General features: G+C 42.0%; 14 protein-coding genes. 6 read left to right on the plus strand and 8 right to left on the minus strand.

Going from position 1 to position 15838, the window contains the following annotated elements; translation table 11 throughout:
- Both ACO06Y_RS07615 and ACO06Y_RS07620 read right to left on the minus strand, forming a co-directional pair.
- Positions 1-657, minus strand: a complete 657-nt coding sequence (locus tag ACO06Y_RS07615) for a DUF4271 domain-containing protein (protein ID WP_422083238.1) — start codon at positions 655-657, stop codon at positions 1-3.
- Positions 657-2324, minus strand: coding sequence for an ArnT family glycosyltransferase (locus ACO06Y_RS07620; RefSeq protein ID WP_422083239.1), 1668 nt, complete (start codon positions 2322-2324; stop codon positions 657-659). The genes ACO06Y_RS07615 and ACO06Y_RS07620 overlap by 1 nt, the downstream gene beginning before the upstream one ends.
- A gap of 130 nt (positions 2325-2454) precedes the next feature.
- Between ACO06Y_RS07620 and ACO06Y_RS07625 the strand changes: the two genes are divergently transcribed.
- The 3 genes from ACO06Y_RS07625 to ACO06Y_RS07635 are packed head-to-tail and all read left to right on the plus strand — an operon-like array spanning position 2455 to position 4949.
- The gene (locus tag ACO06Y_RS07625; RefSeq protein ID WP_422083240.1) at positions 2455-3183 is read left to right on the plus strand and encodes a polyprenol monophosphomannose synthase; all 729 of its coding nucleotides are present in this window, start codon (positions 2455-2457) and stop codon (positions 3181-3183) included.
- Between the two features lies 1 nt (position 3184).
- Positions 3185-4519 (plus strand): dihydroorotase, encoded by a 1335-nt coding sequence (locus ACO06Y_RS07630; RefSeq protein ID WP_422083242.1) that lies wholly within the window; start codon positions 3185-3187, stop codon positions 4517-4519.
- Position 4520: 1 nt separating this feature from the next.
- A complete protein-coding gene (locus ACO06Y_RS07635; RefSeq protein WP_422083243.1) occupies positions 4521-4949 on the plus strand; it encodes a DUF4296 domain-containing protein in 429 nt (142 codons plus the stop codon).
- On the opposite strand, the gene ACO06Y_RS07640 is transcribed toward ACO06Y_RS07635, so the two are convergent.
- Positions 4930-5937, minus strand: coding sequence for an NAD-dependent epimerase/dehydratase family protein (locus ACO06Y_RS07640; protein ID WP_422083244.1), 1008 nt, complete (start codon positions 5935-5937; stop codon positions 4930-4932). The genes ACO06Y_RS07635 and ACO06Y_RS07640 overlap by 20 nt on opposite strands.
- A gap of 103 nt (positions 5938-6040) precedes the next feature.
- Between ACO06Y_RS07640 and tyrS the strand changes: the two genes are divergently transcribed.
- The 3 genes from tyrS (at position 6041) to ACO06Y_RS07655 (ending at position 8523) form a co-directional block, all read left to right on the plus strand.
- Entirely contained in the window at positions 6041-7336 is a 1296-nt protein-coding gene (gene tyrS / locus ACO06Y_RS07645; protein WP_422083245.1) for a tyrosine--tRNA ligase, read from the plus strand.
- A gap of 67 nt (positions 7337-7403) precedes the next feature.
- A complete protein-coding gene (locus ACO06Y_RS07650) occupies positions 7404-7757 on the plus strand; it encodes a hypothetical protein (RefSeq protein ID WP_422083246.1) in 354 nt (117 codons plus the stop codon).
- Positions 7758-7917: 160 nt separating this feature from the next.
- Positions 7918-8523: a hypothetical protein gene (locus ACO06Y_RS07655; RefSeq protein WP_422083248.1), complete on the plus strand. Its 606-nt coding sequence runs from the start codon at positions 7918-7920 to the stop codon at positions 8521-8523.
- Here ACO06Y_RS07655 and ACO06Y_RS07660 read toward each other — a convergent pair.
- The 5 genes from ACO06Y_RS07660 to ACO06Y_RS07680 form a co-directional block, all read right to left on the minus strand.
- Positions 8518-9498 (minus strand): acyl transferase, encoded by a 981-nt coding sequence (locus tag ACO06Y_RS07660; protein ID WP_422084245.1) that lies wholly within the window; start codon positions 9496-9498, stop codon positions 8518-8520. The two genes, ACO06Y_RS07655 and ACO06Y_RS07660, sit on opposite strands and share 6 nt — an antisense overlap.
- Positions 9499-9587: 89 nt before the next feature.
- Positions 9588-9911, minus strand: a complete 324-nt coding sequence (locus ACO06Y_RS07665; RefSeq protein WP_422083249.1) for a T9SS type A sorting domain-containing protein — start codon at positions 9909-9911, stop codon at positions 9588-9590.
- 239 nt (positions 9912-10150) lie between these two features.
- Positions 10151-10459, minus strand: coding sequence for a T9SS type A sorting domain-containing protein (locus tag ACO06Y_RS07670; RefSeq protein ID WP_422083250.1), 309 nt, complete (start codon positions 10457-10459; stop codon positions 10151-10153).
- Positions 10460-10687: 228 nt separating this feature from the next.
- Positions 10688-12799 carry a hypothetical protein gene (locus ACO06Y_RS07675; protein WP_422083251.1) on the minus strand — a complete coding sequence of 704 codons (2112 nt, stop codon included), beginning with the start codon at positions 12797-12799 and terminating at the stop codon, positions 10688-10690.
- Between the two features lie 38 nt (positions 12800-12837).
- Positions 12838-15747 carry a TonB-dependent receptor domain-containing protein gene (locus ACO06Y_RS07680; protein WP_422083252.1) on the minus strand — a complete coding sequence of 970 codons (2910 nt, stop codon included), beginning with the start codon at positions 15745-15747 and terminating at the stop codon, positions 12838-12840.
- Between the last annotated feature and the right edge of the window lie 91 nt (positions 15748-15838).

The following is a 15838-nucleotide window of genomic DNA, read 5'->3' on the forward strand; positions in this document are numbered from 1 at the left end:
CTAGTCTTTTAGATAACTTCCAATGATGATGAACGGCGCAATTTCGAGAGCGCAAAGGTACAAAATAAAATAGAAAAAATTGCCAGTGATGAATTTTTGATGATTCTTCAACACTGTAATCCAGCCGATTGCATTTATCAAAAGAATTAAGAAAATGGATAAATAAACTACAACCTTGGAATCCTTGATTACGTACACAAGAACCACATTCGCCAGAAACATAACCATACTGCTATGATTTAGGTAGGATAACTTCTTAAAAATGAGTTCACCAATTACTTTATTGACCCCAAAAATGATACCGTTGCCCAATTGCAAAAAAATCTTTACCAGTATGAACAATACCAATCCACCCAGAATAATGGGATACATAAACGGATATGAACCGTCTCCCTGTAATAGTATTATCCTTGATGTCAGGAAAATGAACAGGGAAAAATTGATGATTTGAAAGAACGTAAAAAAAACATGGAACCAACTCATCAACTTTTCCTTCTTATTGTACATGAAGACATATTTGTTGTTAAAGGGTAGGATGACGAAATTTAGAAATCTACTGTAAAATAGGCTTTTGGCCACTACAATGAACAAAAGGCTCCCAAATAGCAGAAGGGTAATCCAGTCTACGGTGGATGTATTTCTAAAAATGGCTTCCATTATTTCAGCTTAATGTTTTTCCCGTTGAGTCCATGGGGTAGATTGTTTTCTGAAATACCAATCCTAAAATAACCGGGATCTTCAATTTTGGGTTTTGGAAACTTAAACGTAAAATTTAAGGTATCATTGGGTTTTAACGATAAAATATTTTCCGGTACCGGGCTGGCCTGTAAAGGTTTAATATCCTTTACCTGTCTGTAATCGTTTAGGTAAGCTATATTGAACTTCAGTTTTTTGAGGTCAATGTCCATATCATATGGATTGTAAACCTTAAAAATATGTTCTTCCTCTTGGCCCAAAACCCAAGCTTTTTTCTCGACCACAACTTCCAATTTTCGGAAAGATTCAAAATTTGGGATATACTTGGCTTTATAATGGGCCCCATCTACCTTGGTAAATGAAAGATCCCCCTTTTTCATGTATTTGGAAACATAAAGGACTTTTTTGCCCTGTACTTTTTCCTCCGAATCATCTATGGAATACTGATTTCTTCTATACATATAGTTGTTTAGGGAAAATGTGGGATTCCCGGAATAGAAGGCGTACATAGGTGCATTACGATACGAGTTTTCGAAGATTACGGGAATATCGCCTATTTCCGCCTTTAAATCGCTTACCCATTGCCTATTGCCATGGGTTTCATAGTATATAGGAAAAAAAGGTTTGTATATGAGGCCAATACGTAGGAATAGTATAACCACAATGGTGGCTATTCCAGTTCTATAGATCCATTTTCGAATGGTAGCATCCGTTAACATCTGCTGGAAAACAAGAACCGCCATTGGGATGGAAACCACAATGATCCACTGCGTCTGAACCCTTCTGTTAAAACTGGAGAGGAAAAAGAAAAGCAGCACTCCATAGGTAAGAAAAAGCAATGCCCTGGTAAAAAGATCGGATGCTCTTGTCTTAAAAACTGCCTTGTAGATCCATGGGAAGGTCAACCCAAAAATAGCGACCAAATTAATCAGGAATCCCAAGGTATATTTTTCAAAATCGTAGGCCCCATTGGGTCTATCAAATAAATGATACCGAATGGAGACAAAATTATTTTCGTATAACCATAAAAAGTGGGGGATATAACAAATTAAGGCAACCATTACTGCGAACCATGCAAATTTGTTGGTCAATAATCTTAGATTGGACAACAGAACAAAAAGGATTACCAAAACAGCGTGATATTTACTATACATCAAAGCGGCCATTACCACACCCAAAACAGCTCCCCACAGATAGGAAGGTTTTTGAATAAATCGTTTATAGATCAATAAAAACAGGGCCGTAAAAAACAATAAGGGCGTATCGGGCAAGGTGAAGAACCCATATGCATTCATGAGGGTCATGGAAAATACCAATATAAAGAAATGGGGGATGTATTTCCGTTTCTCGTCATGGTCTACCATCAGCCATAGTACTGTAATCGTCGCAACGGATAATAGACAGCTCATAAATCTAATTCCCAGTTCGCCCTGAAAAAAAAAGCTACCGATCTTCACAAGTAAAGCCACCATAGGAGGGTGGTCAAAATATCCCCAGGCCATATTTTGGGCATAGTGCCAGTAATAGGCTTCATCAAAAATAAGTTCCGTTAAATGGGCCTGGAATAAGTTGAGTACTAAAATAATTCCTAAAAATAACAGAAAAAGTTTAGGTGGTCTGAGCGGCATGTACAAGCTTGATTTGGGTCAAAATTACAAATTCTGCCCATCATCCTGACCCTTGGACAAAGTACAATTAGAGTCGAGTCATTTTTCCACTCTCGCGAAAACACTATTTTTGTGCAAATCCAAACAACCCATGCCGGACAGCCTAGTCATTATTCCAACCTACAACGAATTGGAAAACGTTGAGGCCATAATCCGAGCTGTCTTTGGGTTGGATGCTGATTTTCATGTACTTATCGTGGACGATAATTCCCCAGATGGAACATCATCCGTTGTAGAAAAGATGCAAGGGGAGTTTCCTGAAAGGCTGTTCCTGGAGGTCAGAAAAGAAAAATCCGGCCTAGGAACCGCCTATATCCATGGATTTAAATGGGCCATTGCAAGAAAGTATGATTACATTTTTGAAATGGATGCTGATTTCTCCCATAACCCGACCGATTTAAAAAGACTGCTCCGAGCTTGTAAAAATGGTGCCGATGTGGCGGTAGGCTCCCGTTATAAGAAAGGGGTCAATGTTGTAAACTGGCCCTTATATAGGGTGTTGCTATCATATGGGGCTTCTTTTTATGTGAAGATGATAACCGGTATGCGCGTTCATGATCCCACGGCGGGGTTTGTATGCTATAAACGCCATGTATTGGAAAATCTGAATTTGGATTCCGTACGGTTCATTGGATATGCCTTTCAGATAGAAATGAAATTTCGGGCGTATCTTAAAGGATATAAAATAGAGGAAGTTTCCATTATATTTAAAGATCGTGAAAAAGGAAAATCAAAAATGAGTTCTTCCATTATCGGAGAGGCTATTTTTGGAGTGTTTATGATGAAAATGCGTAGTCTTTTCCAAAAAAACAGATTCTAAAATGAGCAGGCAATTAATCAAGAATGCTAAGGTCGTCAATGAAAACAAAATATTCGAAAGCGATGTGTTGATCGATGATGATAGCATCCTTAAAATAGATCGGGATATAACGGATGTAAATGCAGAGACCATAGACGCCCACGGTCGCTATCTTTTACCCGGAATTATTGACGATCAGGTACATTTTAGGGAACCTGGACTCACCCATAAGGGAGATATAGCTTCTGAAAGCAGGGCGGCCATAGCAGGGGGGATTACCACTTTTATGGAACAGCCCAATACAGATCCACAGACCGTTACCATAGAACGATTGGAAGAAAAATTTGCCATGGGCGCCAAAACTTCCTATGCCAATTATTCCTTTCCTTTTGGGGGGACAAATGACAATTTGGAAGAAATAAAGCGATTGGATAAAAATGCCTGTTCCGGAATAAAATTGTTCCTGGGCTCCTCCACAGGAAATATGTTGGTGGATAACGAGGCCGTTATTGAAAAGATTTTTAGGAACACGGAAATGGTAATTTCGGCGCACTGTGAGGATGAAGGGACCATACAAAAGAATTTGGCCTTGTACAAAGAACAATACGGAGAAGATATCCCGATACACTACCACCCTGTAATACGTAGTGAAGAGGCGTGCTATCTTTCCTCGTCGAAGGCCATTGCGTTGGCCAAAAAAACCGGTGCCAGACTACATGTGTTCCATTTATCCACAGGTAAGGAAACCCAATTGTTTCGAAATGATATTCCCCTAAAGGAAAAAAAGATAACTGCAGAGGTCTGTATCCACCACCTTTGGTTTTCGGACACGGACTATAAGGACAAGGGTACCATGATCAAATGGAACCCTGCCGTAAAGACCGCCACGGATAGAAAGCAGCTTTGGGAAGCACTTTTGGATGACCGAATTGATGTAATAGCTACGGATCATGCGCCCCATACCCTAAAGGAGAAACAGAACGTATATACCAAAGCTCCCTCGGGAGGTCCCTTGGTACAACATGCCTTGCCCGCTATTTTGGAAAAGTATAAACAAGGTAGTATTTCTTTGGAAAGGGTAGTTGAGAAAATGTGTCATAACCCCGCTATCTTGTTTCAGATAGAACGGCGAGGATTCATCAGGGAAGGGTATTTTGCTGATTTGGTCCTGGTTGATTTGGACAGCCCATGGACGGTATCCAAGGATAACATTTTATATAAATGCGGATGGTCTCCTTTCGAAGGTTCCATTTTTTCTTCCAGAATATCCCATACCTTTGTAAATGGTCATTTGGCCTATGAGAACGGAAGGTTTTCAGCCAAAAGAAATGCCAGGCGATTAACTTTTGAGCGATAGTATGAGACGAATAAAGTATTTTGTTTTGATTGTTTTTCTCACCTCATGTGGCGAACAGTTGATGGAGAAACCAAAGGATTTGATCCCAAAAGAGCAAATGGTAGACATCCTAAAGGATTTGGCCGTTATAAATGCCGCCAAAAATACCAATATATCCATTTTAAAGGAGCATAACATTGAACCTACGGACTATATCTTCAAGAAATATAACATCGATAGTGCCCGGTTTGTGGAAAGCGACACCTATTATGCATCCCTTCCCTCGGAATATGAAGCCATTTATGAAGAAGTTGAGGCAAATCTGGAAAAAGAAAAAAAAATCCTTCAAGAGGCCAACAAGATCAATGATAGTTTAAAGGCCATTGAAATGGAGAAGAAAAGGAGTTCAAAGCAACAAAAATCAAAGAAGGTCAAGGATTCTCTTCCTTAAACCTGGCACAGCAAAATTCGAGGGTCTCGTCAAGGGATTCAAAATCGAAACCTAAGCGGTTCTTCAATTTTTCACTATTGTAAAATTCCCGATGTTTTAAGGATTGGATCGCATTTTTTGTAATTCGTCTACCTTGGCCGGTAAATAGATTCCGCAACCAATCGAACCATCTTCCGATTTCCAGTTGCCATAATTTCAACTCTTTTGTCGGTTTTTGCTTCCCTAGGGCCTGCGCCAGTTGCTGTAGAATTTCCTTGAAAGTTAGATTCTTGGCTACTGTAACGAATCGTTCATTGTATATCTTGGATTCCATTAGGGCTACCATAATGTGTATTACATCGTGGATGGAAATGAAGCCGGTACCTCCCGGAGGGTAATATTTATATCCTTTGTTTGCCGTGGTAAACAGATCACCGGTGCCACTATCCCAAAAACCGGGACCAATGATTACCCCTGGATTTAGGATTACAATGGGCAGACCTTCCTGGGAACCTCTCCAAACCTCCATTTCCGCCCAATACTTGGTAAGGGCATAGACATTGACTTCCTGATCCGACCATTCATTTTCCTCTGTGGCCATAGCGCCTTTGGAACTTTTTCCTATAGCTCCTATTGTGCTTACATAGCACAGTTTCTTAACTCCTTTTTCAATGCATAGGTTGACGATATTGGCAGTGCCTTTTGTATTTGTTTCGAATAATTTTTTGTAGTCGCCCGGGTCAAAAGTTATCAATGCTGCTGCATGGTATACATATTCCACACCTTTAAAGGCTCCTTCCAATGCAGGAATATCATTGAGGTCGGCCTCTATCCACTTGATTTGTTGAAAGAGTTTATCGCCATTTTTGGCATAATAGCTAAAGACTTTTTTAACCCGTTGAAGATTGCTTTTTGGCCGATATATTGCTTTAATCGGTATATTCTTCTGCAACAAGTGAAGTAGCAAATGCGCCCCGACCATTCCAGTGCCTCCCGTTACCAAAACCATGACCCAAAGTTACATATTTGGCACGGATTAATTTGGCTTTCCCAAAAACCGAAACCATTGGATTTCCTTTTATATTTGCAGCGAATTATTAAAGATAGTTAACATGGCTTCCAACTTTGTGTCTGAATTAGAATGGCGGGGAATGCTGCACGATGCCATGCCTGGTACGGAAGAGCACCTACTGGAGGGAATGCAATCTGCTTATGTGGGCATAGACCCGACTGCCGATTCGCTGCATATAGGTCATTTGGTAAGTGTGATGATGCTTCGACATTTTCAATTGGCCGGACATAAACCTTACGCCCTGGTGGGCGGGGCTACTGGAATGATAGGAGATCCTTCTGGAAAATCCGCCGAACGCAACTTGCTGGATGAAGCCACATTGCGGCTTAACGAGGAAGCCTTAAAGGCACAATTATCACGATTTCTTGATTTTGATAGTGATTCCGACAATGCGGCGGTACTGGTCAATAATTACGATTGGATGAAGGGTTTTTCATTTTTGGACTTCATCCGTGATATCGGCAAGCACATTACGGTAAACTATATGATGGCCAAGGACTCCGTGAAAAAACGACTTTCTGCGGAATCCGCTGAAGGGATGTCCTTCACAGAGTTTACCTATCAATTGGTACAGGGTTATGACTTTTTGTTCCTCTATCAAAATCATAATTGTACACTTCAAATGGGGGGTAGCGACCAGTGGGGCAATATCACTACCGGAACCGAGCTTATACGGAGGATAGCCGGTGGAAAGGGCTATGCCTTGACCTGCCCTCTCATAACCAAGGCCGATGGCACTAAATTCGGTAAGACCGAAGGGGGCAATATATGGCTGGATGCGCATAGGACCTCTCCCTACAAATTTTACCAGTATTGGTTGAACACTTCTGACGAGGATGCCGAAAAGTACATTAAGATCTTTACATTTCTTTCCAGGGAGGAAATTGAAAATTTGATCAACGAACATCGTGAAGCACCCCATTTAAGAATAGTTCAGAGGCGTCTGGCCGAGGAAATAACCACCATGGTACACTCCCGGGAAGATTTGGACAACGCTATAAAAGCCAGTCAAATTCTTTTTGGAAAATCCACTCCACAAGATTTGAAACAGTTGGATGAGAAAACGCTTTTGGATGTTTTTGAAGGGGTGCCCCAAAGCACTATTTCAGGAAAGGAATTGGAAAGCGGTTTGGATATGATCGGGGCACTTTCCGCCAAAACCGGTTTTTTGGGTTCCAATAGCGAAGCGAGAAGGGAGCTAAAGCAAAATTCCATTTCCGTAAACAAGGAAAAAGTGGATGAAAGCTATATCATCACCACCACCGATCTTATTAAGGACAAGTTTGTTTTGTTGCAGCGTGGAAAAAAGAACTATTTCATGTTGGTAGCGAAATAGGTACCTTGTTAATAAAGCAACTTTTTTCGGTTTTTGTATCTTGTAGGTATAGGTAATACGATTTGAAATGAAATCGGTTAAAGAGGTATTATCCCTTTTTTTGACCCTGGTATTTTTTGTGTCTTGCGGTGAGGATGATTGTTGTGCGAATCGCTTACAAGACCGATTCGTCCATGAAATTCCCGATTGTACTGAGGAACAAACTTGTACGGAATTTGTTCATTTCCTCGATGCCTCCAGGGCCAATATACGTTTTGATGGCGGGGATACGGCATATCTATTCAATTACAGGGTGGAAGACGGCGAAGTTTTTTTGGAACAGGAGCCAACCTCCAGCTTTGCACTTCACTTTCATTTTAGGATTATCGATTCAAATACCTTGGAACGTAATGACAATGGTAATCTATGGAAAAGGGAGTAATATGCCTAGTTTCAAGCCTCTTTGCGTTATTTAAAATGGTAAATTCTTATACGGAGAAAATTCGGGATGTTCGGAAGAAAGTGCACAATGACCAATCTCGAGGGGTGGCCTGAACCCGTTTAGTAAATGGAAGGGATTTTTCCAAATTTAGGAATCGAGTTTGAAATTTTTAAAAGCAATTATATATATGAGAACTGCACTATTAATGAATTTGATTTGGGCCGTTCTTCTTTTTGGATGCGATAAAGCAGATGATGAACCCATTTTGGCCAAAAACGATTATGAGGTTTATTCGGCAATTTTGGATCAAGAGTTCTCCTTTATCAAAAGTCCGCTGGTTATGTCAACCACATCGGCATTCAGGGTAAGGGACAAGGAATGGGTTTATGAAGGATATATTGCTCCGCGGGGAGTCGACCGGGATATTTTTGACGATTTAGTTTCCAGAAATGATACAATATACATCCTAGAGGATGATTTTAATATTTCTCCAAGATTAGTTGAGTTTCTTTCTCAAGTAGAACTTGAGGCCATTTTTGAAAATGATGTAAACTTTGATGGGTGGGATACGTTTTATACTAAATTCCCTGATTCTGAAGGTATTATTCGTTTTTCCAGAGTGGGTTATAATTTGCAAGGTACTAAGGCCTTGGTGGAGTATGCGTATTCCTACCATTATTTAGGTGCTGATGGAGGCTACATTTATTTGAATCGAGTAAATGGATCTTGGATTATAGAAGCTTTTATTTCTGTATGGGCCTCATAACACCATCAAGTTACACCCCCTAATATCCGAATGGTCAAAACGACCCAAAACCTCAAAACTTCCGTCTCCATACCGTTTTCCTAGATCCTGGGTGGCAATAAAGGAACAGGAATGTATATTGGCCAAATCCATAATGTTTATTCCTCCGGTTCGGCCATCCTTTTGTGGGGACAGTGGATCTTCCGGATCACGAATAAAGACCTTCATCCATGGCGGAGTTTTAAAGAGGCCATTACCCTGGGAATAGGCTTGGGACAATAATTCCGTCATTCCATATTCGGAATGAACTTGGTTTACGCCAAACCCTTTTTTAAGGATAGTATGCAATGCTTCGCGGATCACTTCCTTTCTCCTGCCTTTCATGCCCCCGGTTTCCATTACAATGGTATTCCTTAAGGAAAAGGTATGCTTTTCTACCAGATCCATCAGCGCAAAGGAAACTCCCAACAGTAGCGTTTGGGTTCCTTGGGCATCAAGGTGCTGCAGTTTTCTTTGTAGGCCGTTTAAATCGTTTAGATAAAACCCGCTATCCGGGTGATGGCTTCGTTCAATTAAATCCTTTGCCATATAGATCAAGGAAGAGCCTTCCCTTTCCAAATAAGATGGCAGTAAGGCCAAAATACAATAGTTGGCGATATCCCCATAAAAATAATTGAAAGCGGCCAGGTAACTTTTTGTGTATAGGGAAGCATCGATCACATAATGCCTACTGGTTCGGGTATCCGTGGTTCCACTACTGGTAAATATAATTTGGGGATTCTTTCTTGAGGATATGATTTTCCGGGTCTTAAAAAACTCAATGGGCATAAAAGGTATTTCTTCTATACGTTCCTGTCGATTTGGAGTTTTTCCCAGATAATTGCAAAAGTCATGATAAACGGGATTGTTGTTGTACTGAAAATGGAATATTTGTAATGCGAGGTGTTCAAATTCCGATTTTGATTCTATCCCGAATATGGTATTGGCATCTATCATGGGCTGCATGGAAGCAAAGGTAAGGGGATATGGTCAAAGCATAAAAAAAGGCCCGATCAAGGGCCTATTTTTATCGTCTTCAAAAGCAATTATTTTACAACAAGCTTTCGTGTCATGGTCTTGTTATTTTCGGTAACCTGTAACACATATACGCCTGAGACCAATTTAGAGATATTAAGGGCATTGGAGCGTATTCTATCCGTCAGGACTACTTCCCCAAAAACATCGTAAATGACAATATCCTTATTGAAGTTTTGGGCAGTGGTTATGTATACCACGTCATCAAGAGCTGGGTTGGGATATAACTTGAAGGTGGAATTTTCCGTTGTAGCGGCAAGGGAATCACCGACGCCCTCCTGACCGTATACGGAAATAGCAAATAGCATAAAGATGCCAAAGTAGATTTTTCGCATAGGTATTGATTTGGGATCAATAGTATAAAGGTACAGAAAGGGGCGGCTTCCCCGATGAAAATGTTGTGAAATTCGATAAATTGTAGGTGAATGCAACAGGGCAAACCGTTCATCGGATTTTTTTACCTATTATCGAAGGCAAAAAAAGAAGGAATTCTTTAGGAAAAGGCTGATACAAAGAGGTTTAATTTCCCTTTTTGAGCGGGTTTGTGCTACTATGGACGGTTACCAAAAACGTTTTATTTAATAATAAGCTTTCGGGTAGCTACCTTGTTTCTTTCAAAAACGCGAAGGACATATACTCCTGCATCCAAATCGGACAGATTCAGTTCGTTGCCCAAAAGAGTAGTCTGTAACACCTTGGTTCCCAGAACATCAAAAATCAAGATTTTCTTTGGGGCATTTTCCGCAGTATTGATATATACCTTGCCTTGCGTAACGGGATTGGGATAGAGCGTAAACCCGTCTATGTCCCCATTGGCCTTGGCATTTTGCGAATAGCCGATGGAAACGAAAAGAAGAAAAAAGACGAGGTAAAGGTGCTTCATAAAGTATGGGTAACAAATGGCGTACCACAAATATAGGAATTCTGATATACGATGTCCTTTTGAGGCCCGTAATCCTAGGAAAAATTCGATGAAATGCACATATCATAAACTGCAGGTTTTGTTTTTTATACGATTTATAGGACGGTTAATCTCCAGACAAAAACAAAAAGCCCCGCATTAAGCGGGGCTTGAAGTTTATGTTCAAGGAATTGGTTAGTTTCAATTCCCTTAGTTGGTAGCCCAATCAAAAATACTGACATCGACAGTGGCTGCTGCATCGTAGGCCTCAGCAGGATTCGCATCGGCACCTTCGATCTGGACATTGGCCAAAGGACCGGAATCGCTCATCAAAACGGAAGTAGTATACCCGCTTAGGGAAAGGCCCGTAATAGTGGCACCGGACTCCAATTTGAACTGCAATGCTATACGCTCGGCCTGGGCAGAAGTACTCACAGCTGTTATATTGGCCAGTGTTGGATTCTTGTTCTCACCATCGGCTTCAACCACTGTGGAGAAGGAGCCGGTGTGTACAACGTAGGCGTTGGTCAGGGTACCGTTCCAACCTTCTGTCCAGTCGATGGCATCGTCCTCGTTGTTCTCCAAATAGAAGTTGGATGCGGATACCGTTCCACCAAAGAACTCGACCCCGTCATCGGTACCGTTCAAAATGGCTACGTTGTCAATGGTAGTTCCGGAACCTACGGCATAAAGCGTAAGTCCGTTGTACTGCGATTCGGAATCTATCTGGGCACCGGCATAATTGATGATCAGGTAATCGATGTTACCGGAACTGTCGGTATCGTCCGTACCACCGTAGATGATACCGCCTACCTCGGCAGTAGCGTCAACACCCTCGGTAGTAGTTGCTTCACCAGCGATGACCAAACCGCCCCAGTCACCGGGTTCCTGATTGGCAGAAGTCATGATTACAGGATTACTTTCAGTACCCTGAATATCAATGGAGGCACCTTGTTGTATAACAATGTAGGTATTGGTCTCCTCACCATCTTCCACGTCTGCGGTGATTACCGTTCCAGCTGGAATTGTTAAGGTTGCACCGGATTCAATACTTAGGTTACCTTCAAGGAAATAAGCTATGGCCGGATCCAATTCCAAATCGGAAGTTATTGTTCCGGTCAATACACTGTCTTCTACAGTGATATCGGAGTTTACCCAAGCGAACATGGCAACATCAACCGTTGGAGAGGCGAGATAAGGAAGTGCAGGATTCGCGTCGGCACCTTCAATCTGAACATTGGCCAAGGGCCCCGCATCACTCATCAAAACTGAGGTAGTATACCCGCTTAGGGAAAGACCGGTAATAGTGGCACCGGACTCCAATTTGAACTGCAGCGCTATTTGCTCTACTTGATCGGACGTACTTACAGCTGTTAAATTGGCGAGTGTCGGATTATTGTTCTGACCATCGGCTTCAACCACTGTGGAGAAGGAGCCGGTGTGTACAACGTAGGCGTTGGTCAGGGTACCGTTCCAACCTTCTGTCCAGTCGATGGCATCGTCCTCGTTGTTCTCCAAATAGAAGTTGGATGCGGATACCGTTCCACCAAAGAACTCGACCCCGTCATCGGTACCGTTCAAAATGGCTACGTTGTCAATGGTAGTTCCGGAACCTACGGCATAAAGCGTAAGTCCGTTGTACTGCGATTCGGAATCTATCTGGGCACCGGCATAATTGATGATCAGGTAATCGATGTTACCGGAACTGTCGGTATCGTCCGTACCACCGTAGATGATACCGCCTACCTCGGCAGTAGCGTCAACACCCTCGGTAGTAGTTGCTTCACCAGCCAGGATCAAACCGCCCCAATCACCCGGTTCTCCATTGGCAGAGGTCATAGTTACTGGCTCGGCCATGGTACCTTGGATATCGATGGAGGCACCTTGCTCGATTACGATATAGGTATTGGTTTCATCTCCTGTTTCAACCTCCGCGGTAATGGTAGTACCGGCGGGGATCGTCAATGTAGCGCCGGACTTGACACTATATGTGTTTCTTAGGGTATACGTATTGGCCGGATCCAAGGTTAAATCCTCTGTTTGATCACCTGTTAGCTCTATGGACTCTGAACATGGATCACAAGAACCGCCACAGTCTACACCCGTCTCGTCCCCATTTTGTATATTATCGGAACAGGTAGGATCTGGAGTACAAGCATTTGGACAGGATCCGCCACAATCTACCCCTGTCTCGTCCCCATTTTGTATGTTATCCGTACAGGAGGAACCCGATGGGTCATTATCATCACTGCTACAACCGGCTAAAAATAGGGCCGATGCCGTAATGAACATCATCAATAATCTAGAGATTTTCGTTTTCATAATCTTCATTGTTTTAAATTAATTTTCAATTTATAGTGTTAAAACCTGTATGTAAGGCCCAATCTGAATATTCGGCCTATTTTGTATGATCGTACTTCATCGGTAAAGGTCACCCTTTCGGGAGCATTGGGCCCTAATCGTTCTTCCCTGTCATCCGAGAAGGCCTCGAGTTCAGCCCTGCTTTCCGAAGTCAATACATCTATAGTTTGCTTTATAAAGGGATTCAAAAGATTTTGACCGGATAGTGAAACTTCAAAATGCTCTCCAAACGCCTTGCTTATTCTACTATTCAAGACCACGAAGCCTTTTTCGACAATGGCATCATTATAACGGGTATCCCAATTTTGCTGGCTACGGGCAAAACCCAAAGCGAATACCTTATCCGAAGCATAACTCGCCGAAACGTTGGCAACAAACCTATTATCGCCGGATGTTTCCAGATTTAAACTTGAGTTGGCGACCCAATCTGAAGCTCCTTGGAGTCCTGCCTCTTTATTGGGGCCGTATCGAAAAGTTTCGGCAATAATGTCTGGGTTGCTTTCCGCACGTTCCTCGCTTAAATTCTGTTCGTGCCACATTCGACTTGCATTCAATACCAAACTTAATTTCGGGCCAATTGGACTTCCATCTTCATCGTTGATTCCTGGTTTGATCAAATCAATTTTTGACTCTACCTCAATGCCATAGACCGTGGCCTTGTCACCGGTATTCCTAAACGTAAATAACGCCCCGTCCGCACCTCTTGCACGTACCTTATTGATAGGGTCATCTATGGACTTGTAAAACAGTGCTCCTGAAATCAATTCCCCCCTAGAAGGGAAAAACTCCCACTTTAAATCAAAATTGTTGGAGAAAGAAGCTTCTACTGCATCTTCACCAACAGTTCCAAAAACTTGTTGACCCGTAGGCGAAATGTAACGAAACGGGGCAATCTCCTTAAATTCAGGCAATGTAATACTGCGGCTTGCGGCAAATCGTATCGCGTGTTCGTCGTTGATGGAATATTTGAGGTTTAGACTAGGATAAAAGTTGGAATAATCCCTGGTCACATTTCCAACATCCCCACCTGGAGCATTGTTCACATCATAATCAACTATAATATCATCCTGTTGAAAGCGCAGACCTGCATTGATATTCCATTTGTCAAAATTTAGGCTAAACTGCGCAAATGCGGCCTTTGATTCGTATTCCCCACTATACTCATCTTTTACCTCGCCATCGGCATTGGATTGGAAAGACAAGATTTCAAGTAGGTCGTTCTGAAAGTTCGCTATCGTAAAAATTTGATCTAAGTCATCTATGGAGTTGGAGTTTGGCCTATTCTCGCCGACATTGGCAACACCGTAAAAGGTAGATTCAAAATCCCTTGTTTTTCTTCGATAATTGATCCCTAAGTCAATGTAAAAGTGTTTTGTGTCCTCTTCCAGAGCTTTGAACCTGTTTTTAATTAAACCGTTATATTCTTCATCATCTATGAACTGGGAAAGTTTTCTGGATTCAAAACCGCTATTCTCAAAAAGAATTACATTACCGGTCTCGGCAGTGAAGTTTACTACATTTCGTATTCGATTGGGTTCGTCAGCATCCAGCTTATTATAACTTACGGCCCAGTCCAGTACATTTTTTTCACCAAACTTATGATTCCCTATCAGTTGCTGTACAAATAAGGTAGTCTGCTTTATGTTTTGGTCTCGAACAAAATCCGAGAAATTGCCAATAGTTTCTTCCTGAATGTTACCAAAACCATTTCTACCTCCTTCAGATACAATGTCGTTCAGCGTATTGATAAAAAGGGTGACCGATTTAACTATGTTCTTTTCATTTTGAAAAGTCAAATCCAACAGTCCATTATTCACGTACTCGGTTTCCCATTGTTCGAAATCGGTAATCGAATCGGTTACCGTAACCTGATCCCAAATCTTGAATACCCCTGGTGTAAGATACCGGTGGGATTTGGAATTGGAAGCCGTCATGAAGACTTTGAACTTATTATTGAAAAAGGATTTTCCCGCACTAAGATTAACCCTATGATTAATGGGTGTCTCTACGGTCCCTACATCCCAGGATTGTTTGGTTAATTGGTCAAATATGTTTACGTCCGTATCGTAAAATCCTAGTGAAGTGTCCTCGTAATTGGCCGAGACCTTGAAATTGTCGGAAGATCCATCACCGATAGCATTGGTGTTGGCACCTGTAGAGACCCCAACTTCGAGTTCTTCGGTACCGGTCAGTTCCCGAGATGCGATATTGATATTTCCCGAAGCCTGGTCGGCCGAAACCGAAGCGGAGTAGGTTTTACTGATACTGACGTTCTGTATTACCCTAGTCGGAAAAAGCCCTAGATCAATGTTCTTTTTTTCGATATCGTCCGATGGAATGGGCAACCCATTAAAGGTAGTCACCAAATATCTGTCCCCCAGACCTCTTACGAAAACATCACCAGAGGCTTCACTTTCCGTAACCCCTGAAATTCTGGTAGCCGCAGATTTTACATCCGATATCCCCAAATTCCCAAGTTCTATGGCGCCGATACTTTCCTTGATTTCTATAGCTCGCTTTTGGTCAAGAAGTAGGGCCGTCTCCGAGTCCTTTCGTGCAACGGTAACTACGACTACCTCGTCCAACGTCATGCCTTCGGAAGCACTCATTGGGGCATTAATGTTGGTCACCTTTCCGGCTTCCACAACAACATTGGGAACTTCCACGGTCTCGTATCCCAAATAACTGAATACAACGGTATATGTTCCAGGTTCTAGACCTGATATTTCATAAAGCCCGTCAAAATCCGAAGTGGTTCCTTTGGTGGTTCCTTTAAGAAGTATATTGGCGAAGGCAAGAGGTTCGTTATTCAACTCTTTATCAGTGAGTTTGCCAACAATACTACCAGTGTCCTGAGCCCGTAACAGCATGGTTCCAAAAAGACAAAGACACACTATAAAATATCGCATTCAGTCATAATTTGGTTACGGCGCAAAGAACGCTAGGTGAGGTAAAAGTCGAGTTACGTACATGTTAAACCTTTATTGCAATAATGTTATG

Origin of the sequence: Ulvibacterium sp., assembly GCF_965228935.1 — a bacterium.
Classification (GTDB): domain Bacteria; phylum Bacteroidota; class Bacteroidia; order Flavobacteriales; family Flavobacteriaceae; genus Ulvibacterium.

Excerpts from the sequence above, each read along its gene's own strand:
- ACO06Y_RS07615 (WP_422083238.1), bottom strand. The coding sequence starts at position 657 with ATGGAAGCCATTTTTAGAAATACATCCACCGTAGACTGGATTACCCTT.
- ACO06Y_RS07620 (WP_422083239.1), bottom strand. The coding sequence starts at position 2,324 with ATGCCGCTCAGACCACCTAAACTTTTTCTGTTATTTTTAGGAATTATT.
- ACO06Y_RS07625 (WP_422083240.1), top strand. The coding sequence starts at position 2,455 with ATGCCGGACAGCCTAGTCATTATTCCAACCTACAACGAATTGGAAAAC.
- ACO06Y_RS07630 (WP_422083242.1), top strand. The coding sequence starts at position 3,185 with ATGAGCAGGCAATTAATCAAGAATGCTAAGGTCGTCAATGAAAACAAA.
- ACO06Y_RS07635 (WP_422083243.1), top strand. The coding sequence starts at position 4,521 with ATGAGACGAATAAAGTATTTTGTTTTGATTGTTTTTCTCACCTCATGT.
- ACO06Y_RS07640 (WP_422083244.1), bottom strand. The coding sequence starts at position 5,937 with ATGGTTTTGGTAACGGGAGGCACTGGAATGGTCGGGGCGCATTTGCTA.
- tyrS (WP_422083245.1), top strand. The coding sequence starts at position 6,041 with ATGGCTTCCAACTTTGTGTCTGAATTAGAATGGCGGGGAATGCTGCAC.
- ACO06Y_RS07650 (WP_422083246.1), top strand. The coding sequence starts at position 7,404 with ATGAAATCGGTTAAAGAGGTATTATCCCTTTTTTTGACCCTGGTATTT.
- ACO06Y_RS07660 (WP_422084245.1), bottom strand. The coding sequence starts at position 9,498 with ATGATAGATGCCAATACCATATTCGGGATAGAATCAAAATCGGAATTT.
- ACO06Y_RS07665 (WP_422083249.1), bottom strand. The coding sequence starts at position 9,911 with ATGCGAAAAATCTACTTTGGCATCTTTATGCTATTTGCTATTTCCGTA.
- ACO06Y_RS07670 (WP_422083250.1), bottom strand. The coding sequence starts at position 10,459 with ATGAAGCACCTTTACCTCGTCTTTTTTCTTCTTTTCGTTTCCATCGGC.
- ACO06Y_RS07675 (WP_422083251.1), bottom strand. The coding sequence starts at position 12,799 with ATGAAAACGAAAATCTCTAGATTATTGATGATGTTCATTACGGCATCG.
- ACO06Y_RS07680 (WP_422083252.1), bottom strand. The coding sequence starts at position 15,747 with ATGCGATATTTTATAGTGTGTCTTTGTCTTTTTGGAACCATGCTGTTA.